The following is a 24,292-nucleotide window of genomic DNA, read 5'->3' as shown; positions in this document are numbered from 1 at the left end:
CCGGACGCCCGGATCGGGGCGGTTAACATCGTTGGGGTGTCCGTCGTGGAAGCCGTGCTGGCCCGCGTCCCGCGCCTGCTGCGGGACCGCGCGGTGCGCCATCGCGAACTGGTGAAGTTCGCGATCGTCGGCGCCAGCACGTTCTTCATCGACTCGGCGATCTTCTACGCGCTGAAGCTGACGATCCTGGTGCCGAAGCCGGTCACCGCGAAGGTGATCGCGGTGCTGGTGGCGACGATCGTGTCCTACGTGCTGAACCGGGAGTGGTCGTTCCGCACCCGGGGCGGCCGGGAACGCCACCACGAGGCCACGCTGTACTTCCTGTTCAGCGGCATCGGGGTGGCGCTGTACGTGGCGCCGCTGTGGTTCTCCCGGTACGCGCTGCACCTGCAGACGCCGTACACCAGCAGGTTCGTCGAGGAGATCGCCGACTTCACCGCCGCGCAGGTGGTGGGACTGGTGCTGGGCATGGTGTTCCGCTGGTGGGCGTTCCGGAAGTGGGTGTTCCCGGCCGACGACTCGGACGACGAGCCCCCCGGCGGAGACCCGGACGAGGCCCCGGAGCCTGCTCAGCGCGGCCGGGACTCGATCTTCCACGGCACGCCGAGCACGTCGTCGGCCCGCGCCACCGGCAGGAAGATCTCGAACAGCGCGGGCCGCGCCTTGCTGAGCTCCAGGCGCCCGCCGTCGGCCTCCACCAGCGCCCGCGCCAAGGCCAGGCCCACCCCGGTGGAGCCGCCCGCGGAGAACCCGCGCTCGAACACGTAGGGCACCAGCTGGTCCGGCACCCCGGGCCCCGCGTCGCCGACCTCGACGACGACGGTGCCGCCGCCGTTGCGCGCGGTCAGCGTCACCGTTCCCTTGCCGTGGCGGACCGCGTTGTCCAGCAGCACCCCGATGGCCTCCCGCAACCGGCCGGGCGTGGCCCTGGCGAGCAGGCCGTCCGGCACCCGCTGGCGCAGCGTCCGGCCCTGGTTGCGCAGCGGTTCGCGCCATTCGGCGGCGGCTTCGGCGAGCGCTTCGGACACGTCGAGCGGTTCGGCGTCCCTGGCTCGGGCGGCGGTCGCGGCGGCCAGCAGGTCGTCGAGCACGCTGGAGAGCCGTTCGGCCTGCTCCAGCGCCGCGGTGGCCTCCTCGGCGACCTCCGGGTCGGGCACGTCGGAGAGCGCCTCCAGCCGCAGCTGCAGCGCGGTGAGCCTGCTGCGCAGCTGGTGCGAGACGTCCCCGACGAGTTCCCGCTCCCGCTGCACCAGCTGGGACAGCGCCGCCCCGGAGGCGTCGAGCGCGTCGGCGACCCGGTCCAGCTCGGGCACCTCGTGCCGCCGCGGATCGGCCCGGAAGTCACCGGCGCCGAGCCGGGCCGCGCGGGCCGCCACGTGCCGCAGCGGATCGGCCAGCCGCCGCGCGGTCAGCCCCGCCACCACCATGCCGGTGCCCGCGGAGAGCACCACCAGCAGCAGCACCAGCCCCGCGACCTGGAACTGCTGGGTGCGGACCGGGGCGCTCGGCGCGGACAGCGTCACCGTGCCGCTCTGCACCATCGGCACGCTCTCGGTCAGCGGCGACTTGCCGGGGTCGGTGCCGTACACGTACTCGTGGTCCCTGGTGCGCACGACGAGCCGCGCGTCCCGCGGCACCGCCAGCAGCACCGATTCCACGTCGATCGGGTGGCGGGACGCGACCTGCTCGTCCAGCGAGGTCGCGATCTGCTGGGAGCGGGTGGACAGGTCGGTGCGGGTGAAGTCCTCCACCAGCTTCAGCGCGGTCACGCCCAGCGGCAGGCCCAGCACGACCGCCGTCACCGCCACCGCCAGCAGCGTCGCGACCAGGATCCGCCTGTGCACCGGGCCGCCCCGTCAGTCCGCGTTGAACCGGAAGCCGACGCCGCGGACCGTCGCGATCCGCTGCTCGTCGGCCCGGCCGTTGCCGTCGCCGAGCTTCCGGCGCAGCCAGGAGATGTGCATGTCCAGCGTCTTGCTGCCCTTGCGGCTGGCTTCGGGCCACACCTCGTCGAGGATCTCTTCGCGGGTGACGACCTGGCCGGCGTGCTGCATGAGCACCCGCAGCAGCTCGAACTCCTTGTTCGCCAGCCCCACCTCGTGCTCGTCGACGAGGACGCGGCGGGCGGTCAACTCCAGCCGCACCCCGGACGCCTCCAGCGTCTCCGGGGAGCCGCGGCGCAGCAGCGCCCGGATGCGGGCCATCAGCTCCGCGAGCCGGAACGGCTTCGCCACGTAGTCGTCGGCTCCCGCATCGAGGCCCACCACGAAGTCCACCTCGTCGGTGCGCGCGGTGAGCATCAGCACGGGGATGCCGCGGCCCTGCGCGCGCAGCCGCCTGCACACTTCCAGCCCGTCCATCCCGGGCAGGCCGAGGTCCAGCACCATCAGGTCGATTCCGCCGGAGGACGCCTCCTGCAACGCCGAAGGGCCGTCGTCGATGACTCGGACCGAGTAGCCCTCCCGCTGCAATGCCCTCGACAACGGCACAGCAATGGCTGGGTCGTCCTCGGCCAGCAGCACTACGCTCACGCCTCCACCCTAGAGGTCCGAGATGATCAGGTCCGGCTCCGAGGCGGTTAGGCCCGCCCGACCGATCTGGTAGCCGCACCTCGGCAGGGCTTCCCGGGGCGCGGAAGTAGAGTCGCGGCCGTGACGATCGCCGATGACCTGGACCTGGCCCTGCACCTCGCGGACACCGCGGACGGGATCACCGCGGACCGGTTCCGCGCGCTGGACCTCGCGGTGGACCGCAAGCCGGACCGCACTCCCGTCACCGATGCCGACCTGGCCGTGGAGGACGGGGTGCGCGCGGTGCTCGCCGAGCAGCGCCCCGCCGACGAGATCGCCGGCGAGGAGCGCGGTGGCGAGGTCACCGCCGCCCGCACCTGGGTGCTGGACCCCATCGACGGCACGAAGAACTTCCTGCGCGGCGTGCCCGCCTGGGCGACGCTGATCGCGCTGGTGGAGGACGGCACGCCGACGGTCGGCGTGATCAGCGCACCGGCGCTGGGCCGCCGCTGGTGGGCGGCCGCGGGACGCGGCGCGTGGGCCGGTTCCGGGGGCGCGGCCGAGCGGATCTCGGTGTCCGGGGTGCGGGAGATCTCCGACGCCTACCTGTCCACCACGCACCTGGGCAGCTGGGTGGAGCACCACTCGCGGGAGTCATACCTGCGGCTGGTGGACGCGTGCTGGGAGAACCGGGCGTTCGGCGACTTCTGGCAGCACTGCCTGGTCGCGGAGGGCGCCATCGACGTGGCGGCCGAGGCGATCGTGAACCCGTGGGACGTGGCCGCGGTGCAGGTGATCGTGCGCGAAGCCGGGGGCGAGTTCACCGATCTGGGCGGGCAGCGCGGTTTCCAGGGCGGCTCGGCGCTGAGCACCAACGGCCACCTGCACGCGACCGCGCTGGACCTGCTGCGGCGCTGATCGCGCGGGACCCGCTGACCGTCTGTCGTCGAACCTGCCCGGCGGGTCGTGTCGGTTTCCGGTCAGCGGCGGAGCCGCTGAGCCACCGACCACGCACGCGGAACGACCACCGGCGGGTTCTCAGCGGTTCCCTCGCGAGGACGGCGATGTCGCTGCGCACAGGCTCGGTACCTGAGAAATCGATCCCGCAGCGAGGGAACCGCTGAGGTTCCGCCACCCGAGCACTGCGCGAACCGAGTTCGACGTTCAGGCGGTCACGGTGCCGGGGTCCCGTGCGGCGGGGTCGCGGGCTCGGCGGGCGCCTGCGGGGTGCGCGGGCGCTCCTGGTCGACGGGGCCAATGGCGCCGCGCAACGCCTGCGTCCAGCTGAGCCTGCCGAACAGGTAGAAGCAGGCGACCTGCTCGCTGCTGAACCGCGCCCAGTCGTAGCGGTTGCCCTGCTCGCGCCAGAACACCTCCCAGCCCGCCGCGCCGTCGAGCTCCTCGCGGACGAGGCACCAGGTGTGGTCGGCCTCGCTCCCGATCGACACCAGCTCGGCGGGGACCCCGAGCGCCGCGAGCCAGCCGAGCATCGATTCGGTGTTCACTTCGCGATCTCCTCCGTGGCCTCGGGCCGGTCGGTGCGGCGGGGTTCCGGTGCGGCGTCGCCGGTGGTGCCGTCCTGGTCCGCGTCCTCGTCCGCCGCTCGCCGGGACGCCCGGTCGGCCGCCTCGATCACCGCGGGATCCAGCCGCAGGGTGCCCGCTTCGGCGGCGACCCGGACCGCGGTGAGCTCCACGAGGTGGCCCAGCGCCACCAGTTCCGCCAGCGAGTGCGTGAGCCGGTAGCGCACGCCACCGCCGCTGCCCGCGAACCACGGTGCGGACACCGCCCGCCACACCGGCAGCGGCCGCAGCACCCGGTACCGGTGGTACGGCAGCTCCAGGTACTCCGGCGGCAGGCTGCGGCGGGTGAACGCGGTGCCGTCGGGCGCGGCGACCCGGCCCGCGTCGGAGCCGAGCGCGTCGAGCACCACGTCCGGTTCCAGCACGATCGGCTCGCCCGGGTCCGCGCAGCCCTCCGGCACCGCTTCGGCGGCGGGCCAGCGGTGCCCGGCGGGCCCGGTGTAGCGGCGTTCCCATTCGAGCTCGCTGAGCTCGGCGAGCGGGTCGTGCCCGACGGCGAACTCGGCGGGCCGCTCCACCCCGTCGGAGTCGGCCGGATCGGCCACCGGCTCGCCGGAGCGCGCCCTGGCGAGGGCGTCCCGGTCGTCGACGAGATCCGCACGGGGGTGGTCGAGCGGCGGGAACCGGCGTCCGGCCAGCGGATCCACGCCGTCCGCGGGCATCGGCAGCTGGCGGCTGGCGCTGGCCGCGGCCACCGGGAGGTAGCCGATCGGGAACTGGTGGAGCATGAACGCGACCGCTTCCTTGCGGTCGCCCTGGCGCGGGCGGACGGGATCGGCGGGTCGGCGGGCCTGCCGAGCGCCCGGCTCGCCTTGCTGGTGCGGGCGGTGACCGCCGTCCGGCGGGGTGCCGCGCCTGCCCTGCTGGGGTTGCTGCGGGCCTCGCTGATCGGGCCGGTGGTTCGGGTGGCCCTGCCGGGGTTGCCGACTCTGCTGGGCCTGCTGGCCCTGCTGGCCCTGGCGAGCCTGCTGGCCTTGCTGGTGTTGCTGGCCTTGCTGGTGTTGCTGGCCCTGCTGGTTTTGCTGCCCGTGCTGGTTTTGCTGGGCCTGCTGGCCTTGTTGAGCTTGCTGGCCCTGCTGAGGTTGCTTGCCCTGCTGGCCCTGCTGGCCTTGCGGCGCCTGCTGGTTCTGGCCGTGCTGCGGCGCGGGCCCGTGCTGCGCCTGCCCGCCCTGCTGCGACCGCTGCTCCGGCCGTCCCGCGCGCGCCTCCTGGCCCTGCTGCGCGGGCCCCGGCCGGCCCGGCTGCTGCCCGTGCCGGGTGGTCTCCGGGTGGGAGCCACCGGCCTGGCCGGGGTGCGCGCGGAACCCGTCGGACCGCGGGCCGCGGGCGAACGGCTCGCCGCGCGCCGGGCTCTGCGGCCGAGCGGTCGTGGCGGACCAGGCCTGGCGCACCGGGTGCGGCGCGGTCACCGAGGCGGGGTCGACCCCGTCCGGGACCCAGCTCGCGGCGCCGCCGGTTCCGGTCGTCTCGACCGTGACCGGACCGGTGTGCTCGGCGTCGCCGCGCCACGGCGCGCGGTCGCGGGAGCCCGCGTGCTCGTCCTGCGCCGGGGAGTCGTGGTCCCGGGCGTCGTCGTGGTCTGCGCTCATAGCCGGTTCCGCCTCGCCGTTCCGGGGAGTTCGGGCCGTCCTCGCAGGCGCCGATGTCGAGCGGCGAGCTCCTCGGCGTGCGCGCGGCTTTCGGTGGCCACCGCCACTCCCCCTTCCGCGGTCGAGGCATCGGCGGACGCGTCGGCGCGTCCCGCTCCCCGGGACGCGCTCCGGTGTTCGATGGTTCCACGTCGATCCTGCCGCACCCGAGGCGGACCGGGCACCGCCCGTCGTCCGGCGGGGACGGCCTGCGATGATCCGGGCATGGTGGGGATCGCGTACGAGGACCTCGAACCGGGCCGGGTGTTCGACCTGGGTTCGGTGCGGATCGACCGGGACGAGATGGTGGAGTTCGCGCGCCGCTTCGACCCGCAGCCGTTCCACCTGGACGAGGAGGCCGGGGCGCGGTCGGTGCTCGGCGGGTTGTGCGCGTCGGGCTGGTACACCTCGTCGCTGTGGATGCGGGCCTACGTGGACGGCGTGCTGTCCGGTTCCACGTCGCAGGGTTCGCCCGGCGGCAACGAGCTGTCCTGGGCGGCGCCGGTGTTCCCGGACGACGAGCTCCGGTTCGGCATGACGGTCAACAGCAGGCGGCTGTCGAAGAGCAGGCCGAACCTGGGCCTGGTGGAGATCACCGGTACCGCGGACCGCGATGCCGACCGCATCATGCGCTTCACGTTCCTGGCCATGTTCGGCACCCGCGAGCAGTCCTAGGCGCCGGTCAGCGCCTTGACCACGCGGGAGGGGCTGGGGCGGCCGAGCCGTTCGGCCATCCAGGCGCTGGTCTCGGCGAGCGCCGCGAGGTCCACGCCGTGGTCGACGCCGAGCCCGTCCAGCATCCACACGAGGTCTTCGGTGGCGAGGTTCCCGGTGGCGGACTTCGCGTAGGGGCAGCCGCCCAGCCCGCCTGCCGAGGAATCCACAGTGGACACTCCGTGCCGCAGGGCCGTCCAGGTGTTGGCCAGCGCCTGCCCGTAGGTGTCGTGGAAGTGCACCGCCAGCGACTCCACCGGCACCCCGGCCGCGGTGAACGCGCGCAGCACCGACTCCACCTGGCCGGGCGTCGCCACGCCGATCGTGTCGCCGAGCGAGAGCTGCCCGCAGCCCATCTCCAGCAGCCTGCGCCCGGCCGCCACGACCTGCTCGACCGGCACCGGGCCTTCCCACGGGTCGCCGAAGACCATCGACAGGTACCCGCGCACGGCGAGGCCCTCGTCGGTGGCGCGGCGCACCACCGGCTCGAACATGGCGAACTGCTCGTCCAGCCCGCGGTTGAGGTTGCGGCGGGTGAACGACTCGGTGGCGGCGGCGAACACGGCGATGTCGGCGACCCCCGCGTCGAGGGCCCGGTCGAGGCCGCGGGCGTTCGGCACCAGCACCGGGTAGCGCACGCCGTCCCGCCGGTCCAGCCCGGCGAGCACCTCGGCTGCGTCGGCCAGCTGCGGCACCCACTCCGGGCGGACGAAGCTGGTGGTCTCCACGATCCGCAGCCCGGCGTCGGCGAGCCTGCGCAGGAACTCCAGCTTCACCTCGACCGGCACCACGGCCTGCTCGTTCTGCAGCCCGTCGCGCGGCCCGACCTCCCAGATGGTGACCGCGGCCGGCAGCTCTCCGGGTTCCGGCGACGGCACCCGGTCCGGCAGGCCGACCTCCAGCGCGCTCATCCCCGCTCCCACCGGTCCTGGTCGTCGTGCTCGGATTCGTCGTTGACCTCGCGGTAGAGCATGGTGTGCACCCGCTCGACCTTGGGGATGTCGTCGAACTCCAGCGGCTCGTCGGAGGCGGACTCGACGATCAGCGTCCCGCAGCCGAAGAACCGGTCCACCAGGCCGTGGCTGAACCGCACGCTGTTGATCCGCCACATCGGGATGTCCACGCCGGTGCGGGTGAACACGCCCTCGCGGACCATCAGCCGCCGCGAGGTGACCACGAAGTGGGTGGTGCGCCAGCGGATCAGCGGGGCCAGCGTCCACCAGATGACCAGCACCGCGCCGACGGCGGCGAGTGCGATCCACACCGGCACGTTCCAGGCCAGCGGGGCGGCCAGCGCGGCGGCGTACGAACCGGCGCCGACCACCACGAGGAACAGCACCACCGGCAGGACGAGCATCTTCCAGTGCGGGTGGGTGTGCACCACCACGTACTCGTCCTCGCTCAGCAAACCGTCCGGATACGCCACCGGAGAATCCCTCCCTCGATCACCAGGCGCTGATCACGCTACCCGCCCGACCACCCCGCCGAGCGTCCCTCGATCAGGCGAGCCGCGGTTCAGCGCGGGCGCAGGTGCACCACGTCGCCCGCCGAGACCGGGGTTCCCGCGCCGTCGGCGCCGCGCACCACCAGCCTGCCGTCCGCGTCGACGCCGGTGGCGGTGCCCAGCAGGTCGTTCCCGCCGAGCTCCACCCGGACCTGCCGGCCGACGGTGCCGCACAGCCGCTGGTAGCGGTCCAGCAGGCCGCTGGCCAGCACGTCGCCGCCGTGCTCCCGCCACAGGTCGTCGACGGCGGCGAGCGCGGTCAGCAGCCGCACCGCGAAATCCTGCCGGTCCACGTCCGCCCCCTGCTCGGCGAGCGAGGTGGCGGGCAGCCCGCCCGCGCCGGTGGGCAGCTCACCGGGGCCGTGGTGCACGTTCACGCCGATGCCGACGACGATCGCCAACCCGTCGGCGGTGCTGACGGCCTCGGCGAGGATGCCCGCGCCCTTGCGCCAGGTGTCGCCGTCGCCGAGCAGCAGGTCGTTCGGCCACTTCAGCGCGGCGGGCACCCCGCACGCGTCGCGGACCGTCTCGGCGAGCGCGATCCCGGCCAGCAGCGGCAACCAGCCCAGCGCCTCCTGCGGCACCGGCCCCGGCCGCAGCACGGTGCTCACGTGCAGGCCGTAGCCGCGCGGCGAGATCCAGGTGCGCCGCATCCGGCCGCGCCCGGACTGCTGCTCCTCGGCGAACAGCACGGTGCGGTCCGGCGCACCGGCCGCGGCGGCCGCGGACAGGTCGGTGTTGGTGGAGCCGGTCACGGTGACCACGTCGAGCTTCGCGTACGGACCGTCGTCGACGAGCCGCCTGCGCAGCTCCGCCGCGTCGAGCAGAGCAACCATGACCCCAGGTTACGAGCGCACACCGGTGGAGCCGCGGCGGAGTGCGCCGCAGCCGCGTCGAACGGCACCGCGCGAGAGGACCGGCCGAACCCCGGCCCGCGGCGGGCGGCGGGACGACGTGCCTCCCGGTGAGCCCACCCGGCCTCCGGCGGACCCGGGCGGCGTCCCGCCGGACGGTCCTCGCGGCGCCACACTTTCGGCCGTGGCACGGCGTTGATCTCGGCGCTTAGGGTTCCGCGAGATCATCGGAGGTGACCGTGCCGACTTCCCGTTCCCTGCACCGCGGAATCCGCGGGTGGCGCGCCCTGGCGGCCGTGCTCTGCGCTGCGCTGCCCGCGCTGGCCGCCACGCCCGCCGTCGCGGCCCCGCCACCAGCAGCAGCGGACCCGGCCGCGGCACCGCGCAGCGAGCCGGTGTTCGCCGCCGAACCCGTGCGCGAGACCACGTGGGTGGACACCGGCCTGGACGGCGACGGCGACGGCGCCACCGACCGGGTCGCGGTGGACATCGCGCGACCGCGGGCCGACGGGCCCGTCCCGGTGATCATGGATGCGAGCCCGTACTACTCGTGCTGCGGCCGCGGCAACGAGAACGAGCTCAAGACCTACGACGACGAGGGCCGGCCGGTCGGCTTCCCGCTGTTCTACGACAACTACTTCGTGCCGCGCGGTTACGCGACGGTGCTGGTGGACCTGGCGGGCACGAACCGCTCGCAGGGCTGCGTGGACGTGGGCGGGCCGTCCGACGTGGGCTCGGCCAAGGCCGTGATCGACTGGTTGAACGGCCGCGCCAAGGGCTACGACGCGGCCACCGGCGGCGCCGAGGTCGACGCGGGCTGGTCCACCGGTGCCGTCGGCATGATCGGCAAGTCCTACGACGGGACGATCGCCAACGGGGTCGCCGCGACCGGGGTGGACGGGCTGCGCACGATCGTGCCGATCGGGGCGATCAGCTCCTGGTACGACTACTACCGCTCCGACGGCGTGTCCTTCGGCGCGGACCCGAGCGGGCTCGCCGAGACCGTCGAGGAGGGCGGCCGCCCGGAGTGCGCCGACGCCAAGCGGCGGCTCGACGAGGGCTCGCCCGCGAACGGCGACGTCACCGGCATGTGGACCGAGCGGGACCACGTGGCCGACGCCGCGAACGTGCGGGCCAGCGTGTTCGCCGTGCACGGCCTCAACGACCTCAACGTGAAGACCGTCCAGTTCGGGCAGTGGTGGGACGCGCTGGCCGCGAACGACGTGCCGCGCAAGGTGTGGCTGAGCCAGACCGGCCACGTCGACCCGTTCGACTTCCGCCGCGAGGAGTGGGTGGACACCTTGCAGCGCTGGTTCGACCACGAGCTGCTCGGCATGGACAACGGCATCGACGCCGAACCGGCCGCCAGCGTCGAACGCGCCCCGGACGAGTGGTCCGACGAGGCCTCCTGGTCCGGCGAGTCCGCGACCGCGACCACCCTGCACCCGGTGCCGGGCGGTACCGACGGGCTCGGCGGGCTCACCGCCGAACCGGCCCCGGCCGACGCGCGCGCCGCGTTCACCGACGACCCGGCGCAGGACGAGTACGACTGGGCGCGCGAACCCGACCAGGCATCCTCGGCCCGCACCCTGTTCACCAGCGCCCCGCTGGAGCAGGACCTGCGGCTGGCGGGCACCGGTTCGATCTCGGTGACGGCGACGCCCGCGACGCCGACCGCGCACCTGTCCGCGATGCTCGTCGACTACGGCCCGGCCACCACGCGGGACGCGCTCGGCGCGGGCGAAGGCATCCGCACCCTGGACTCGGAGTCCTGCTGGGGCGAGAGCCGCGACGGCGACGACGCCTGCTACCGCGACACCGAGGCCACCACCACCGACGTCGACTACCAGGTGCTGTCCCGCGGCTGGGCCGATCTGGCCAACCACGAGTCGCTGTCCCAGGAATCGCCGCTGACGCCGGGCACGCCGTACGAGATGACGTTCCGGCTGGCCACCACCGATCACGTGCTCCCCGCCGGGCACCGGCTGGGCCTGCTCATCGGCGGGACCGACGCCGCGTTCATCCGGCCACCGGCCGAGCCGGGCCGCGTCGAGCTGGGGCTGGCGGGCACCTCGGTGTCGCTGCCGGTCGTCGGCGGGGACGCCGCGGCAAGGGACGCGGGCCTCGACCGCACCCCGACCGGCACGGCCACCGTCCGCCCGGACCGCCTCCCGGCGGAGCCGCGGGTGCTGCTCAACCGCGACGGCGCCTGATCTGGTGAGCGGCCCGTTCGTCCGGTGTACGCGGACGAACGGGCCGTGCACCTGCCGGATCAGTTCGTGACGAGGCTCAGGCCGTAGGCGCTGAGCGCTTCCCCGACCGGCTGGAAGTACGTGGTGCCACCGGACGAGCAGTTGCCGGAGCCGCCCGAAGTCGTGCCCTGGGCGGAGTTCCCGCTGATGAACGACCCACCGGAGTCACCGGGCTCCGCGCACACGTTGGTCTGGGTGAGCCCGCTGACCGTGCCCTCCGCGTAGCGGACGGTCTGGTTCAGCGCCTGCACCGAACCGCAGTGCCAGCCGGTGGTCGACCCGGACCGGCAGACGGACGAACCGGTCGGCGCGACGCTGTGCCCGGACACGGCGCGGCCGCTGCCGTTGTACATGTTCACCAGCCCGCGCGGGGTCCAGTTGCCGTTCGCCGAGACCCACGCGTAGTCGTTGCCGGGGAACGACGATCCCTGGAACGAACCGAGCGCGGCCTGGTTGTAACCGGACGCCGAGGTGCCCGCGGTCCCGCAGTGCCCGGCGGTGACCATGCCGGACGCGCCGCTGGAGCTGCGCACCGGGAAACCGACCGAGCAGCGCCCGCCGCCCATGTAGAAGGCGTCGCCGCCGACGAGGTCGTAGAGCGTGCGCGGCGCCTCGGTGACCTCGTCGACCCGCACCGGCGCGTCACCGGTGGTCTCGGCGAGGTAGCCGTCGGTGGCGGCGTCGCGCAGCGCGGCCTGCACGTCGACGACGACGGTGTTGGCCCGTTCGTCCACGTACCAGCCGGTGATGGACGCCGGGGCGGACGCCTCGGCGCGGTCGAGGGCGGCGACGGCGGCGTCGAGCTCGGCGCTGCTGTGCCGCACCAGCCGGGCGGTGGCCCCGGCGTCCTCCACTTCGGCGAGCTTCGCGGCGTCGGTGACGCCGACGACGAGCGCACCGCTCGCCGCGTCGAAGTGGGCGCCGCCGAAGCTGTCGCCCAGCGAGCGGCTCAACGTCTCGTCGAGCCGCCGGGCGGTGTCCTCCTGCGCGAGGCGGGTGCGGGCCTGCTGCTCGGTGAGGCCCAGGTCGCGCTGCACGGCGGCGAGCATGTCGGGGTCCAGCGGCGTGGCCGCGACCGCGGGGCTCACCGCGGCGGTCGCGGTGCCCGCGACGAGCAGCGCGGCGCTGGCCAGGCGAAGGGTTCGCTTCCGGCTCATCTGTCGATCTCCCTCGATATCCGGTGCTTGCGGAATGGAGCGAGCAGCGCGGCCGGGCGTGATCGGCGCTCCGGGACGCGCGGGGCCAGCCGGACAGGGGGCGTCCGGGCTGGAGGAGAGCGGTGTCCGGCCCGCGGGCCGGGAAGAGGAGTGGATCCACTGCCAAGGGGTGGAACCGGCGAGAGGAGCCCCTCGCCCGCGGTCTCGGCCGGCCGTCGCCGGAGGTGTCCGCGAGAAGGACATTAGGAATCTTCCACCTGAACCAGGCACCGCCATTAGAGCTATGGCATTCCCTGTGAACGCACGAAACCGCACCGCACAGGCTTGTGGCTCGGCCGTTCGGCCCGTGCGGGCGACGCCGAAAAGGGCAACGGGCCGCCCTCCGGGCCCGCACCGGGCCGCGGCTACAGTCGCCGCGTGCGCTTCGTCCTCGCCTCCGCGTCCCCCGCCCGACTCGCCGTGCTGCGCGCCGCCGGGATCGATCCCGCCGTGCAGGTGTCCGGAGTGGACGAGGACGCGGTGGCCGCCGCGCTGCCCGACCCGTCCCCCGCCGAGCTGGTGACCGCGCTGGCGCTGGCGAAGGCCGAGGCGGTGCTGCCGGAGATCGGCGGCGACGCGGTGGTCGTCGGCTGCGACTCGATGCTGTCCATCCACGGCGAGGTCGTCGGCAAGCCGCACGAGCCGGAGATCGCGCTGAAGCGCTGGCGCGCGATGGCGGGCGGCACCGGGGAACTGCTCACCGGGCACGCGGTGCTGCGGCTGCGCGACGGCGACGTGGTGGCCCGCGCGCACGCGCACAAGACGACGGTGGTGCGCTTCGCCGAACCGACCGAGGCGGAGCTGGCGGCCTACGTGGACTCCGGCGAGCCGCTGCGGGTCGCGGGCGGGTTCACCCTGGACGGCCTCGGCGGCTGGTTCGTGGAGGGCGTGGACGGCGACCCGTCGAGCGTGATCGGCATCAGCCTGCCGCTGACCCGCACCCTGCTCGCCGAGGTGGGTGTCGGTGTGACGGAGCTGTGGAACCGTTCCTGACCTCCGGGAGTGATCGCTCCGGCGCGCTTCGTGGCCGAATTCCGCCGCGTGCGCCGGATTCCGCGATCGCGCAGGTGAACGCGAACACAATTCGGTCAAGACGGGATGGTCTGGACCGAACCGCGGGTTAGAACTGTCCGCGATGGGAGCTCAGCGGCGGTACCTGACGTCACGCCTGCACGTCGATCTGCGACGGCAGGCCAGCAGCACCTGTCCCTGAGCGGGCGGCGAACCCCGGCCCCGCGCGCACCGCGCGCACCGGCTCCGCGCTGATCCGCGCCGGTCCCGGCCGATCCGCACCGCCCGCGCACGTCCCGCCCGGGCGCAGCCCGCGAGCGGTCCTCCCCCGGCGCGACCGCGCCTCCCCGCGTCCCGCGCCTTCCGGACCACCTTCCCGGACCACGCAGTCAGGAGATCCCGTGTCCACCTCCCCCGAACCCGCTCGGCGACGGTTCGTGTTCAACCCGCGGCTGTTCGCCGTCGCGGTCGTCGCCTCCCTCGTCGTCGGCGCGCTGCTGGGCTGGATCGCGAAGGCGACCGGCGCGCAGTGGCTGATCACGACGCTGGACACGATCGGATCCACGTTCACCAGCCTGCTCACGTTCACCGTGCTACCGCTGATCTTCACGGCGATCGTCGTGGGCATCACCAGCCTGCGCTCGGTCGGCGGCGGGCGGACCGCGGCCCGGCTCGGCGGCAAGACCGCGCTGTGGTTCGCGATCACCTCGCTGATCGCGGTGGTCATCGGCATCGCGGTGGGCAGGCTCGTGCAGCCCGGGCAGGGCCTGGTGCTCGAACCCGACCCGGAGCGGCTGAAGTCCATCGGGGAGAAGACGCAGGGCTCCTGGCTGGACCTGATCAACGGGCTGATCCCGAGCAACCTGGTGCAGGCCTTCTCCGAGGGCGAGACGCTGCAGGTGGTGTTCGTGTCGCTCATCATCGGCGCCGCCGCCTACAGCCTCGGCGACACCGCGCAGCCGTTCGTGGACTTCAACCGCTCGCTGTTCGAGGTGATCCAGCGGGTGCTCGGCTGGATCATCAAGCTCGCCCCCATCGGCACCCTCGGCCTGATCGGCAACGCGGTCGCCACCTACGGCAACGAGTTCTTCGCGCCGCTGCTGAAGCTGATCGGCGCCACCTACCTGGGCTGCGCGCTGGTGCTGTTCGTGGTGTACCCGGTGCTGCTGCGGTTCGTGGCGAAGGTGAGCCCCGCGACGTTCTTCGCGAAGGCGTGGACGGTGCTGCAGTTCGCGTTCGTGTCCCGCTCCTCCGGCGCCAGCCTGCCGCTGAGCAGGCAGACCGCGGAGAACCTGGGCGTCAGCAGCTCGTACGCGAACTTCGCGGTGCCGCTGGCCACCACGACCAAGATGGACGGCTGCGCGGCGATCTACCCGGCGGTCGGCGCGATCTTCATCGCGAACCTGTTCGGCATCCAGCTGGGCATCGTGCAGTACCTGACGATCATCGCGGTCGCCGTGTTCGGCGCCATCGCCACCGCCGGGGTCACCGGCTGGTTCACCATGCTCACCCTCACGGTGAGCGCGCTCGGCTTCCCGCCGGAAGTGGTGGCCACCGGCATCGCCGTCGCCTACGCCGTCGACCCGATCATGGACATGGCGCGGACCGCGACGAACGTGGCGGGGCAGATCGTGGTGCCGACCGTCGTCGCCCGCGGCGAAGGGCTCATCGACGACGAGAAGCTCAACTCGCCCACCGACCCGCCGCTCCTCGCCGCCCGGGCGTGAGGCCCACGGCCCGTTCGACCGGTCCGCCCGGTCGGATGGGCCGTTCGCCCGGTCCGTCCGGTCCGGGACGTCGGCTTCGGGCGGGACGCGTCCTAGGATGGCGGAGTGCGCGCGAGGGAACGGAAGCTGCGGATCGGTGATGCCGAACGCGAAGCCGCGATCGCGCTGCTGGGCGAACACCTCACCTCCGGCAGGCTGGACCTCGTCGAGTACGACGAGCGGTGCGCCGAGGTGGTCGCGGCCCGCAGCGGAGCCGACCTGGACGCGCTGTTCAGCGATCTGCCCGACACCGCGAAGACCGGCGGCGCGACCTGGGCCCCCGGCAGGAGGCCGGCCCGCGCCCGGCCCCGGACCGAGGTGCTGCTCGGGGTCGGCGGCGCCGTCCTGCTGCTCGTGCTGACCGTGGTGACGAGGGACCTGTGGCTGCTCGGCCTCCTCGCGATCTTCCTGATCGCCTGGGTGGTCCGGCGGCGGTGACCGGCTGCGCCGAATGGCGAGAACCAGCCACCTCCCGCCCCGATCCCGGTCTCCCGCACCCGGCACCCGAACAGCAGCACCCCGTTCCCCCGCCCGGCTCCGGACGAGGCGACGGGCCCGTTCGACCGAGCGAGTTGGGCCGATGGGCCGTTCACCCGGGCGACGACCGCGCGGCGCGCCCCGGAGTTGCCCCGGACCGGCCGCCGCCTTCGTTACGGTGAGGGACATGCAGAGCTCGCGGACCGCCTCGGCGCGGAACGGCCGGACGTCGGCCATGCGGCTGGGCGGGATGTGCGCGGCGGCGCTGCTCACCCTCTCCGGATGCGGTTTCCTCCGCTCCGAGCCCGCGGCGGAGACGCCCGCGCCACCGCCGCCGGCACCTCCGACCACCAGCACCCCGCCTCCGCCACCGCCGCGCCCGTACGAGCTGAGCATGTCCGATGTGGAACCGTGCGGACTGCTCACCGCCGCCCAGCGCGGCCAGCTCGGCTTCGACCGCGACCCGCTGGCCGACACCGAAGGCGGCTTCGGCGACGCGCCCACGTGCAGCTTCCGCAACACCACCGCGAAGGTCGGCGCCCGGTTGTCGCTGATCACCACCGAATCGATGAGCGTGTGGACCGACGACACCGCGCAGGTGCAGGCGACGCCGGTGGTGGTGCACGGCTTCCCCGCGCTGGTGATCAAGACGCCGGACCTGGACCTGTCCTGCAACGTGGCGGTGGACGTCGCCGAGGGCCAGCACCTCGACGTGCTCTACCGCGACGACGGCGGGCAGCCCGCACCGCCGCTGGACGCCCTCTGCGAAGGGGCGCAGCTGGTCGCGGAGAACGCGGTGGCCTCGCTCGCCGACCCCGCACCGGAGACCTCCGAATCCGCCACCACGTCCGCGGATCCCACCGCGGAAGAGTCCACGAGCGGCTCCTCGGAGCCGTTGATGAGCCCCCGTCCGACGGAGTGATCGACGGCGTACGGTGCAGTGCGGCTGGGCCTCGCGGCCCAACCCCGTTGATACTCACCGCGTTTGGAGCACTCCCCACCGTGACGAATAGTGATTAGAGTGAGCGCGGACGTCTTACCCGTGGGAGGGAAACCCCGTGCCGCTGCACTCACCGTCGGGGGACGGCGCGCCGGATTCCACCGATCTACCGGGAATCTCCGGTTCCGGTGGCTCCATGCGCGTCGAACCCACCGCCATCCCGAGCCTCGTGAACGCCTTACAGTCCTCGCTGGACCAGGTGGGCGTGGAGATCGAGCACGCGATCACCGAGCTGCGCATCCGGCCGTGGGCGGGTGACCCGATCAGCAGCACCGCCGCCGAGCAGTTCAACGAGCGCTCGGTCGGCGGCGACCAGGACGCGCTGACCGCGCTGTGCGGCTACCGCGACCAGCTGCAGTCGGCGGCCGAGTCCCTGCAGCTGGCCAACCAGCACTACCAGGACACCGACGACGTGAACGCGGTGCGGCTCGGCGGAGGGTGCTGACCGTGACCGGTGCGACGGGAGGCGCGACCCGATGAGCGACCACCGCTGGCAGGGGTACCGCCACGAGGAGCTCTACGAGCAGATCCACCAGGGCCCCGGCGCGGACGCGTCGACCGATTCGGTGCGCCGCTGGAGCGAGCTGACCCGCACCCTCGGGGAGATCGACGGTGATCTCGCCGCCGCGCTGAACTCCGCGATGTCCGGCTGGCAGGGCGCCGCCGCCGACAACGCCCACGGCGGCATCCGCCCGCTGGGCGAGTGGGCCGTGCAGGCGCAGCAGGCCGCCGAGCTGATGCGGGACCGCACCGAGCAGCAGGCCGCGTTCGTCGGCAAGGCCCGCGCCGACATGCCGCAGCCGCAGCCGCTGACCACCGAGGACCCGGGCACCGCGATCACCGGCCTGGTGCACCTGTTCGGCGGGCAGACCGACTACGAGGTGCAGGAGTCCCGCCGGGACGCCGCCGAGCAGCGCGCGTTCGAGGTGATGCGCACCTACGAGTCCTCGACCCGGGCCAACACGACGTCGCTGGCTTCCTTCGCACCGCCGCCGCAGGTGGTCGTGGACGCCCACGTCCCCCCGCCGGGCGCGGCGAAGGGCCTGCAGCAGCCGAACATCACGATCAGCTGGGCGGGCGCGCCGGTGCCCGCGCCGCGCGGCGGTGCCGGTTCGCCGACCGGACCGGGCGGCGCCCGCAGGCAGCAGGCGCGCGGTTCGGCGGGCCGCGACGGGGAACGCGGCCGCGGCACGACCGGTTCCGGTGGGGGCCGGACCCGGCGCCGCGACGACGACCCGGTGGACCGTTCGGTGACCGAGCAGGTCGGCGGCGGCAACGGCTTCTTCGACGCGCCGCAGACCCTGTCCCGCCCGGTCATCGGCGGAGATCCCGGTTGATGATCGGCGGTTCCGCCCTGGCGGGGGCAGGCCCGGTCCGGCTGTCCGCGCTGGAGTTCGACGTGCTCGCCGAGCACTTGGGGCTGGACACGCTGCCGCTGGTGCTGCGGGTCCCGTCGCCGGGGCGCACCTGGAGCGAGCGGGCGGAGCTGGCGGATTCGGCCTGGCGGTCGATGGGCGCCAAGCAGCTCGGCGACCGGCGGCGGCTGGATCCGGCGCTGGACCGGATGCTGCGGCTGCTCGCCCATCCCGAGTCCGAAGTGGACGGGAGGACCTGGTTCGACCGCAGCGTCCGGGTGCTCGCCGCCTCCGGCGTGCCGGACGGCAGCGGGGCGGACGCGGTGCTGGTGGTCAAGAACGAGGACGCGCTGACGCTGCGTCCGGTCTCGGCCACCGGGCTGGTGCGCGAGGCGACCTCGGTGCTGCCCGCGCTCGGCGCCGGGCCGGGCCGGTCGGTGACGGTGCGCAGCGTCGACCTGGACGAAGCCGCGAGCGCGACCGCCGGGAACGCCGAAGCCCTGGAGGGCGAGCTGGTGCGCCGCGGGGTGCGCGGCGACGACGCGGAGATGCTCACCTCGATGGTCCGCGAAGCCGGGGCGCGCGGGCAGTTCGGCGCCGCCGCGCGTGACCGGCTGGGGCGCCGGGTGCGGGCGCCGCGGGTCGTCGGGTTCTTCGACACCCCGCACGGCCGGTACGCGCAGCTGCGCCGGGACTCGCCGTCCGGTGATTCGTGGAGCACCGTCGCGCCCGCCGACGGCCGCCGCTTGATCGCCCACGTCGACGAGCTGCTCACCGACCTGGCCCGCTGACGCGGACGGGCCGCCCGTCCGGAGTGGACGAGCGGCCCGCGGTCACCTGCTCGGTGCGATCAGGCGATGGGTTCTTCGATGCGGTCGCGCACCTCGGGGGCCGCGGAGCGCTTCGCGTCCGCCGCCTCGTCGTCGGGCTGCGTCTGCGAGTCCCGCTCGGCCTCGACGCGGGCGGTGTACACCTCGATCTCGCGGGCGATGCGCTCCTCGTCCCAGCCGAGCACCTCGGCCATCAGCCGCGCCACCGGCTCCGCCGACTCCACCCCGCGGTGCGGGTACTCGATGGAGATGCGGGTGCGCCGGGTCAGCACGTCCTCCAGGTGCAGCGCGCCCTCGTGGGTGCACGCGTACGCCACCTCGGCCAGCAGGTAGGCCGAAGCACCGGGGACGGGCTTGAGCAGCTCCGGCCGGTCCGCGGTGGGCGCGAGGACCTCGTGGACCTGCGAGCCGTAGCGGTCCAGCAGGTGCCGGATCCGGTACGGGTGCACGCCGTGCGCGGACGCGATCTGGTCGGCCTGGTTCACCAGCGCGTGGTAACCGTCGGCGCCGAGCAGCGGCACCCGGTCGGTGATGGAGGACGCGACCCGGCCGGACAGGTCCGGCGCCACCGCGTCCACCGCGTCGGCGGCCATCACCCGGTAGGTCGTGTACTTGCCACCGGCGATGGCGACCAGACCGGGGGCGACGCGGGCGACCGCGTGCTCCCGGGACAGCTTGGAGCTCTCGTCGCTCTCCCCCGCCAGCAGCGGGCGCAGCCCCGCGTACACGCCCTCGATGTCGGCGTGCGTCAGCGGCGTGGCCAGCACCGTGTTGACGTGCTCCAGGATGTAGTCGATGTCCTTCTTCGTCGCCGCCGGGTGCGCGAGGTCCAGGTTCCAGTCGGTGTCGGTGGTGCCCACGATCCAGTGGCCGCCCCACGGCACGACGAACAGCACGGACTTCTCGGTGCGCAGGATCATCCCGACCTCGGAGACGATGCGGTCCCGCGGGACGACGATGTGCACGCCCTTGCTGGCGCGGACCCGGAACTGCCCGCGGCTGCCGGACAGGCGCTGCAGCTCGTCGGTCCACACCCCGGTCGCGTTGATCACGGTCTGCGCGCGGACCTCGGTCTCGGCGCCGGTCTCCACGTCGCGCAGCCGCACGCCCGCGACCCGGTCGGCCTCCCGCAGGAACCCGGTGACCTGGGTGGACGTCGCGACGACGGCGCCGTAGCGGGCCGCGGTGCGGGCGACGGTCATGGTGTGGCGCGCGTCGTCGGACTGCGCGTCGTAGTAGCGGATGCCGCCGATCAGCGCGTTCCGCTTGAGCGCGGGCACCATCCGCAGCGCACCCGCCCGGGACAGGTGCTTCTGCCCGGGAACCGAGCGGGCGCCGCCCATCGTGTCGTACATCAGCAGCCCGGCCGCGGTGTACGGCCGCTCCCACACGCGGTGGCTGAGCGGGTAGAGGAACGGCACCGGCTTCACCAGGTGCGGCGCGAGGCGGGTCAGCATCAGCTCCCGCTCCCGCAGGGCCTCGCGGACCAGGGAGAACTCCAGCTGCTCCAGGTAGCGCAGGCCACCGTGGAAGAGCTTGCTGGAGCGGCTCGACGTGCCGGCGGCGAGGTCTCGCGCCTCCACGAGGGCGACCCGCAGCCCGCGGGTGGCCGCGTCGAGCGCGGCTCCGGCGCCGGTGACGCCGCCGCCGATCACGACGACGTCGAACTCCTCCGAGCCCAGCCTGTTCCAGTTGCGTTCGCGGTCGCCCGGCCCCAGCCTGCCCTGCGCCTCCTCCGAAGCCCGGGTGGCATCGGTGGCACCGGTCGTCGCGGTCGTTCTCTCGTCGTGGGACACCTGGCGTCCTCCTCGCTCGAATCCCGATCACCGCCGACCCGCACCTCGCCGGCGCGTTCCGCGGTGGTCATCATGCCCGGCCTGCGCCTTGCACGCCTGCCGCGCCGTTGCTGCTCTGACCTGCCGTGGCGAGGTCCTTCTTGGCCTGTTCCGACTGGATCTCACCGGTGCGCCGGACCGTCGCACCGCGCTCGACGAGGACCTCGATGTCGGCGTCCGACGTGGCGGAGTCGACGATCACCATGTCGAAGTCCTCGGCCGGCGCGACCGCGTGCAGCGCGCGCCTGCGGAACTTCGTGTGGTCCACGTAGAGCACCCGGCGGCTGGCCGCGGCCAGCATCGCCTTCTTGATCTGCACCATCTCCTGCTGCGGGTAGCAGCAGATGCCGCCGGTCACCGCGGAGACGGACATGATCGCCAGGTCCACCCGCAGGCCCCGCAGCGCGTCCAGCGCCATGCCGCCGACGAACGCGTCGGCCCACGGCAGGTAGTCGCCGCCGATGGAGATCAGGTGCACGCCCTGCTGCCCGGCGAGCTCGCCGAACACCCCGCGGTGGTTGGTCACCACGGTCAGCGGCGCGCGCTCCGGCAGCCGCCGAGCCAGGTAGACCCCGGTGGTGGAGTCGTCGAGCACCAGCGCCTGGCCGGGTTCGACCAGTTCGGCGGCGGCGCTCGCGAGTTCGTCCTTCTCCGCCTCGTTCTGCTGCATCCGGTATTCCGAGGCCGCCTCGTAGAGCAGCGAGGAGGCCGCGGAGACGTAACCGCGGTTGCGGTGCACGAGGCCCTGCGACTCCAGGTCGGCCAGGTCCCGGTACACGGTCATGGCGCTGGCGCCGACCGTCGAGACCAGGTCGTCGATGCGCAGCGAACCTTCCGCCATCACCAGCTCGGTGATCTTGCGCCGCCGGTCCTGCTGCTTGCCGGACGGGCGCCGACCCGACGTAGCGGACATCGTCGTCCCCCTCACCGCCACATCCCCTGCGGGGACTTCCACCATTGGGTGCCCATCCTCCTAGCCGAACCCCTGCCCGCCGGTCGTGCCTCGCCGCACGAACCTCGACCACAGCGAGTTCACCGTACATCGCGATAAAAACACCATCGCATAGCTATTGCAATGTTTGTTTTCACATGCCTAATGTGACCGTGTTCTTCGGTGCGTCCGGCCACCGAAGCGGCTCCAACGGAGGAGATCGACGTGCCCGTGCTCGCGACACCCGCGGCCGCCCTTCGGCCCGCAGGCCCGCGAGACGACGCCCGACGCGCTCACCGGAGGCGGACCAGCGCGGCGTGCCACCGGCACCACCCGCCCAGCCGGACCCGCAACGCACACCCGACCGCGCCGATGGCGCCGCGACGAGGGGACCTGGGACATGAGTCTGGGTGAGATCTTCCTCTGGGAATTGATGGGCACGGCCGTGCTGACCCTGATGGGGTGCGGCGTCGTCGCCAACGTGACACTGCGCAAGGCGCTCGGCAACAACGGCGGCTGGCTGCTGGTGAACTTCGGCTGGGGCTTCGCCGTGTTCGCGGGCGCCAGCATCGCCGAACCCACCGGGGCGCACATCAACCCCGCCGTCACCCTCGGCCTCGCCGTGGACGGCCAGGTGCCGTGGAGCCAGGTGCCCGTCTACATCGTCGCCCAGATCATCGGCGGCACGCTCGGCGCGGCGCTGTGCTGGGCGGCCTACAAGCTGCAGTTCGACACCCACGACGACCCGGCGGGCACCCTCGGGATCTTCAGCACCGCCCCCACCGTGCGCAACGCGCCGTGGAACCTGGTCACCGAGATCATCGGCACCTTCGTGCTGGTGCTGTGGATCATCCAGACGCCCGGCTCCGGCCGCGGCGACGACGGCGCCTTCAGCTTCGGCAACGACGCGCTCGGCTACGCCGCCGTCGCGTTCATCGTCATCGGCATCGGCGCCTCCCTCGGCGGGCCCACCGGGTACGCCATCAACCCGGCCCGCGACCTCGGACCGCGCATCGCCTACGCGCTGCTGCCGATCCGCGGCAAGGGCTCCGCGGACTGGGGCTACTCGTGGATCCCCGTCGCCGGGCCGATCATCGGCGGAATGCTCGCGGGCGCGGTCGCCCTGGTGCTGCCCGCCACCTGAGCCGCGGTCACGTCCCCCGCGGTGGGGGGCCGCCCCCCCGGCCCGCCCCCCCCCCGCGCGATTCCCGCACCGGGGGGCTGCCCGGCCGGGCCGGACGGGCGACACTCACCCCGAGCCCACGCACATCTCGGAACCCATCGAAAAGGACGACATCATGGCCTCCTACGTCGCCGCGATCGACCAGGGCACCACCTCCACCCGCTGCATGATCTTCGACCACGGCGGGCGCGTGGTGGCCGTCGACCAGGTCGAGCACCGGCAGATCTTCCCCAAGGCCGGCTGGGTGGAGCACGACCCGGAGGAGATCTGGAGCAACACCCGCCAGGTGTGCGCGGGCGCGCTCGCGAAAGCCGACCTGGTGACCTCCGAGATCGCCGCCGTCGGCATCACCAACCAGCGCGAGACGACCGTCGTGTGGGACAAGGCCACCGGCAAACCCGTCTACAACGCCATCGTCTGGCAGGACACCCGCACCGACACCATCGTCGGCGAACTCGCCGACGAAGGCGGGCAGAACCGGTTCCACGCCAAGACCGGCCTCACCCTCTCCCCCTACTTCTCCGGCACCAAGATCCGCTGGATCCTGGACAACGTCGACGGGGTCCGCGCCCGCGCCGAGAAGGGCGAGCTGCTGTTCGGCAACATGGACACCTGGGTGCTGTGGAACAGCACCGGCGGGCCCGACGGCGGACTGCACGTCACCGACCCCACCAACGCCTCCCGGACCCTGCTGATGGACCTGGAGAAGCTGGAGTGGGACGAGGACATCTGCCGCCAGATCGGCGTCCCCACCTCGATGCTGCCGGAGATCCGCTCCTCCTCCGAGGTGTACGGGCACTTCCGCGAGCGCGGCGTGTTCGGCGGGCTCCCCATCGCGGGCATCCTCGGCGACCAGCAGGCCGCCACCTTCGGCCAGGCCTGCCTGTCGCCCGGTGAAGCCAAGAACACCTACGGCACCGGCAACTTCCTGCTGCTCAACACCGGCACCGAGCCCGTGCTGAGCGACAACGGGCTGCTCACCACCGTCGGCTACAAGATCGGGTCCAAGGACACGGTCTACTGCCTCGAAGGCTCCATCGCCGTCACCGGCTCGCTCGTGCAGTGGCTGCGGGACAACCTCGGGCTCATCGGCAGCGCCCCCGAGATCGAGCAGATCGCGCGCAGCGTCGACGACAACGGCGGCGCCTACTTCGTGCCCGCCTTCTCCGGGCTGTTCGCCCCGCACTGGCGGTCCGACGCCCGCGGCGCCATCGTCGGGCTCACCCGCTTCGTCAACCGCGGCCACCTCGCCCGTGCCGTGCTCGAAGCCACCGCCTTCCAGACCCGCGAGGTCATCGAGGCCATGAACGCCGACTCCGGCGTCCCGCTGAAATCGCTCAAGGTCGACGGCGGCATGGTCGGCAACGAACTGCTCATGCAGTTCCAGGCCGACATCCTCGGCGTCCCGGTGATCCGGCCGGTCGTCAGCGAGACCACCGCGCTCGGCGCCGCCTACGCCGCCGGGCTCGCCGTCGGGTTCTGGGCCGGCGAGGACGACATCCGGTCCAACTGGGCCAAGGACAAGCAGTGGGACCCCGTCATGCCGGAGGAGCGCCGGGTGCACGAGTACGCCCAGTGGCAGAAGGCGGTCACCAAGACCTTCGACTGGGCTTGATCCCGCTGCCTGTCGCTACTTCTGCCGTCTAGTGCTCGGGTGGCGGGA

The 24,292-nt window shown here is 73.3% G+C and carries 23 protein-coding genes and 1 pseudogene; 14 read left to right on the top strand and 10 right to left on the bottom strand.

The genetic code is table 11. The annotated features are described in order from the left end of the window. Window positions 1-36 precede the first annotated feature (36 nt). Window positions 37-546 (top strand): annotated as a pseudogene (locus AC29IT_RS25665) (GtrA family protein); the annotation flags it as partial. A 23-nt stretch (window positions 547-569) separates the two neighbouring features. Here AC29IT_RS25665 and AC29IT_RS25660 read toward each other — a convergent pair. Both AC29IT_RS25660 and AC29IT_RS25655 read right to left on the bottom strand, forming a co-directional pair. Continuing rightward, the gene (locus AC29IT_RS25660) at window positions 570-1,844 is read right to left on the bottom strand and encodes an ATP-binding protein (RefSeq protein WP_358442927.1); all 1,275 of its coding nucleotides are present in this window, start codon (window positions 1,842-1,844) and stop codon (window positions 570-572) included. Between the two features lie 12 nt (window positions 1,845-1,856). Continuing rightward, the gene (locus AC29IT_RS25655; protein ID WP_224961839.1) at window positions 1,857-2,531 is read right to left on the bottom strand and encodes a response regulator transcription factor; all 675 of its coding nucleotides are present in this window, start codon (window positions 2,529-2,531) and stop codon (window positions 1,857-1,859) included. Between the two features lie 126 nt (window positions 2,532-2,657). On the opposite strand from AC29IT_RS25655, the gene hisN reads away from it, so the two are divergent. After that, on the top strand, window positions 2,658-3,428 hold the full coding sequence (gene hisN, locus AC29IT_RS25650) for a histidinol-phosphatase (RefSeq protein ID WP_358442963.1): 771 nt from the start codon (window positions 2,658-2,660) through the stop codon (window positions 3,426-3,428). 254 nt (window positions 3,429-3,682) lie between these two features. Here the strand turns inward: hisN and AC29IT_RS25645 are convergent, their stop codons facing one another. Together AC29IT_RS25645 and AC29IT_RS25640 are read right to left on the bottom strand one after the other, a co-directional pair. Further along, window positions 3,683-4,015 carry a hypothetical protein gene (locus tag AC29IT_RS25645; RefSeq protein WP_358442930.1) on the bottom strand — a complete coding sequence of 111 codons (333 nt, stop codon included), beginning with the start codon at window positions 4,013-4,015 and terminating at the stop codon, window positions 3,683-3,685. Further along, window positions 4,012-5,682, bottom strand: coding sequence for a TNT domain-containing protein (locus tag AC29IT_RS25640; protein ID WP_488220372.1), 1,671 nt, complete (start codon window positions 5,680-5,682; stop codon window positions 4,012-4,014). The genes AC29IT_RS25645 and AC29IT_RS25640 overlap by 4 nt, the downstream gene beginning before the upstream one ends. A gap of 264 nt (window positions 5,683-5,946) precedes the next feature. On the opposite strand from AC29IT_RS25640, the gene AC29IT_RS25635 reads away from it, so the two are divergent. Beyond that, window positions 5,947-6,396 (top strand): MaoC family dehydratase, encoded by a 450-nt coding sequence (locus tag AC29IT_RS25635; RefSeq protein ID WP_358442934.1) that lies wholly within the window; start codon window positions 5,947-5,949, stop codon window positions 6,394-6,396. Here AC29IT_RS25635 and AC29IT_RS25630 read toward each other — a convergent pair. The 3 genes from AC29IT_RS25630 to AC29IT_RS25620 form a co-directional block, all read right to left on the bottom strand. Further along, window positions 6,393-7,346 carry a hydroxymethylglutaryl-CoA lyase gene (locus AC29IT_RS25630; protein WP_488220371.1) on the bottom strand — a complete coding sequence of 318 codons (954 nt, stop codon included), beginning with the start codon at window positions 7,344-7,346 and terminating at the stop codon, window positions 6,393-6,395. The two genes, AC29IT_RS25635 and AC29IT_RS25630, sit on opposite strands and share 4 nt — an antisense overlap. Next, window positions 7,343-7,861, bottom strand: a complete 519-nt coding sequence (locus AC29IT_RS25625) for a PH domain-containing protein (RefSeq protein ID WP_488220370.1) — start codon at window positions 7,859-7,861, stop codon at window positions 7,343-7,345. The genes AC29IT_RS25630 and AC29IT_RS25625 overlap by 4 nt, the downstream gene beginning before the upstream one ends. Before the next feature lie 89 nt (window positions 7,862-7,950). Next, entirely contained in the window at window positions 7,951-8,775 is an 825-nt protein-coding gene (locus AC29IT_RS25620; protein WP_358442942.1) for a biotin--[acetyl-CoA-carboxylase] ligase, read from the bottom strand. A gap of 314 nt (window positions 8,776-9,089) precedes the next feature. On the opposite strand from AC29IT_RS25620, the gene AC29IT_RS25615 reads away from it, so the two are divergent. Further along, on the top strand, window positions 9,090-11,006 hold the full coding sequence (locus AC29IT_RS25615) for a Xaa-Pro dipeptidyl-peptidase (protein WP_488220411.1): 1,917 nt from the start codon (window positions 9,090-9,092) through the stop codon (window positions 11,004-11,006). A 59-nt stretch (window positions 11,007-11,065) separates the two neighbouring features. On the opposite strand, the gene AC29IT_RS25610 is transcribed toward AC29IT_RS25615, so the two are convergent. After that, window positions 11,066-12,202 carry a S1 family peptidase gene (locus AC29IT_RS25610; protein ID WP_358442944.1) on the bottom strand — a complete coding sequence of 379 codons (1,137 nt, stop codon included), beginning with the start codon at window positions 12,200-12,202 and terminating at the stop codon, window positions 11,066-11,068. 417 nt (window positions 12,203-12,619) lie between these two features. Here AC29IT_RS25610 and AC29IT_RS25605 point away from each other — a divergent pair, with 417 nt between their 5' ends. From AC29IT_RS25605 to AC29IT_RS25570, 8 genes are all read left to right on the top strand, one after another. Then, window positions 12,620-13,234 carry a Maf family protein gene (locus AC29IT_RS25605; protein ID WP_488220369.1) on the top strand — a complete coding sequence of 205 codons (615 nt, stop codon included), beginning with the start codon at window positions 12,620-12,622 and terminating at the stop codon, window positions 13,232-13,234. Window positions 13,235-13,376: 142 nt separating this feature from the next. Then, on the top strand, window positions 13,377-13,454 hold the full coding sequence (locus tag AC29IT_RS25600) for a putative leader peptide (protein WP_358442968.1): 78 nt from the start codon (window positions 13,377-13,379) through the stop codon (window positions 13,452-13,454). A 199-nt stretch (window positions 13,455-13,653) separates the two neighbouring features. Beyond that, complete coding sequence (locus AC29IT_RS25595) at window positions 13,654-14,979, top strand: dicarboxylate/amino acid:cation symporter (protein WP_488220368.1); 1,326 nt, start codon at window positions 13,654-13,656, stop codon at window positions 14,977-14,979. A 105-nt stretch (window positions 14,980-15,084) separates the two neighbouring features. Then, the gene (locus tag AC29IT_RS25590) at window positions 15,085-15,456 is read left to right on the top strand and encodes a DUF1707 SHOCT-like domain-containing protein (RefSeq protein WP_488220367.1); all 372 of its coding nucleotides are present in this window, start codon (window positions 15,085-15,087) and stop codon (window positions 15,454-15,456) included. A gap of 226 nt (window positions 15,457-15,682) precedes the next feature. Further along, on the top strand, window positions 15,683-16,417 hold the full coding sequence (locus AC29IT_RS25585) for a DUF3558 domain-containing protein (RefSeq protein ID WP_358442955.1): 735 nt from the start codon (window positions 15,683-15,685) through the stop codon (window positions 16,415-16,417). 214 nt (window positions 16,418-16,631) lie between these two features. After that, window positions 16,632-16,940, top strand: coding sequence for a hypothetical protein (locus tag AC29IT_RS25580; RefSeq protein WP_358442958.1), 309 nt, complete (start codon window positions 16,632-16,634; stop codon window positions 16,938-16,940). A 31-nt stretch (window positions 16,941-16,971) separates the two neighbouring features. Further along, window positions 16,972-17,832, top strand: a complete 861-nt coding sequence (locus AC29IT_RS25575) for a PPE domain-containing protein (RefSeq protein WP_488220366.1) — start codon at window positions 16,972-16,974, stop codon at window positions 17,830-17,832. After that, window positions 17,832-18,641: an ESX secretion-associated protein EspG gene (locus tag AC29IT_RS25570; protein WP_488220365.1), complete on the top strand. Its 810-nt coding sequence runs from the start codon at window positions 17,832-17,834 to the stop codon at window positions 18,639-18,641. The genes AC29IT_RS25575 and AC29IT_RS25570 overlap by 1 nt, the downstream gene beginning before the upstream one ends. 59 nt (window positions 18,642-18,700) lie before the next feature. On the opposite strand, the gene AC29IT_RS25565 is transcribed toward AC29IT_RS25570, so the two are convergent. Continuing rightward, entirely contained in the window at window positions 18,701-20,398 is a 1,698-nt protein-coding gene (locus AC29IT_RS25565; RefSeq protein WP_358447043.1) for a glycerol-3-phosphate dehydrogenase/oxidase, read from the bottom strand. 148 nt (window positions 20,399-20,546) lie between these two features. Beyond that, on the bottom strand, window positions 20,547-21,428 hold the full coding sequence (locus AC29IT_RS25560) for a DeoR/GlpR family DNA-binding transcription regulator (RefSeq protein ID WP_488220364.1): 882 nt from the start codon (window positions 21,426-21,428) through the stop codon (window positions 20,547-20,549). Window positions 21,429-21,846: 418 nt separating this feature from the next. Here AC29IT_RS25560 and AC29IT_RS25555 point away from each other — a divergent pair, with 418 nt between their 5' ends. After that, window positions 21,847-22,590 (top strand): MIP/aquaporin family protein, encoded by a 744-nt coding sequence (locus AC29IT_RS25555; protein ID WP_358447035.1) that lies wholly within the window; start codon window positions 21,847-21,849, stop codon window positions 22,588-22,590. 154 nt (window positions 22,591-22,744) lie between these two features. Next, entirely contained in the window at window positions 22,745-24,244 is a 1,500-nt protein-coding gene (glpK, locus tag AC29IT_RS25550; RefSeq protein WP_358439099.1) for a glycerol kinase GlpK, read from the top strand. Window positions 24,245-24,292: the final 48 nt, after the last annotated feature.

This window comes from Saccharopolyspora sp. MMCC62 (assembly GCF_057736575.1).
The sequence above is the reverse complement of the archived record's forward strand: the minus strand, read 5'-3'. Positions and strand labels throughout refer to the sequence as shown.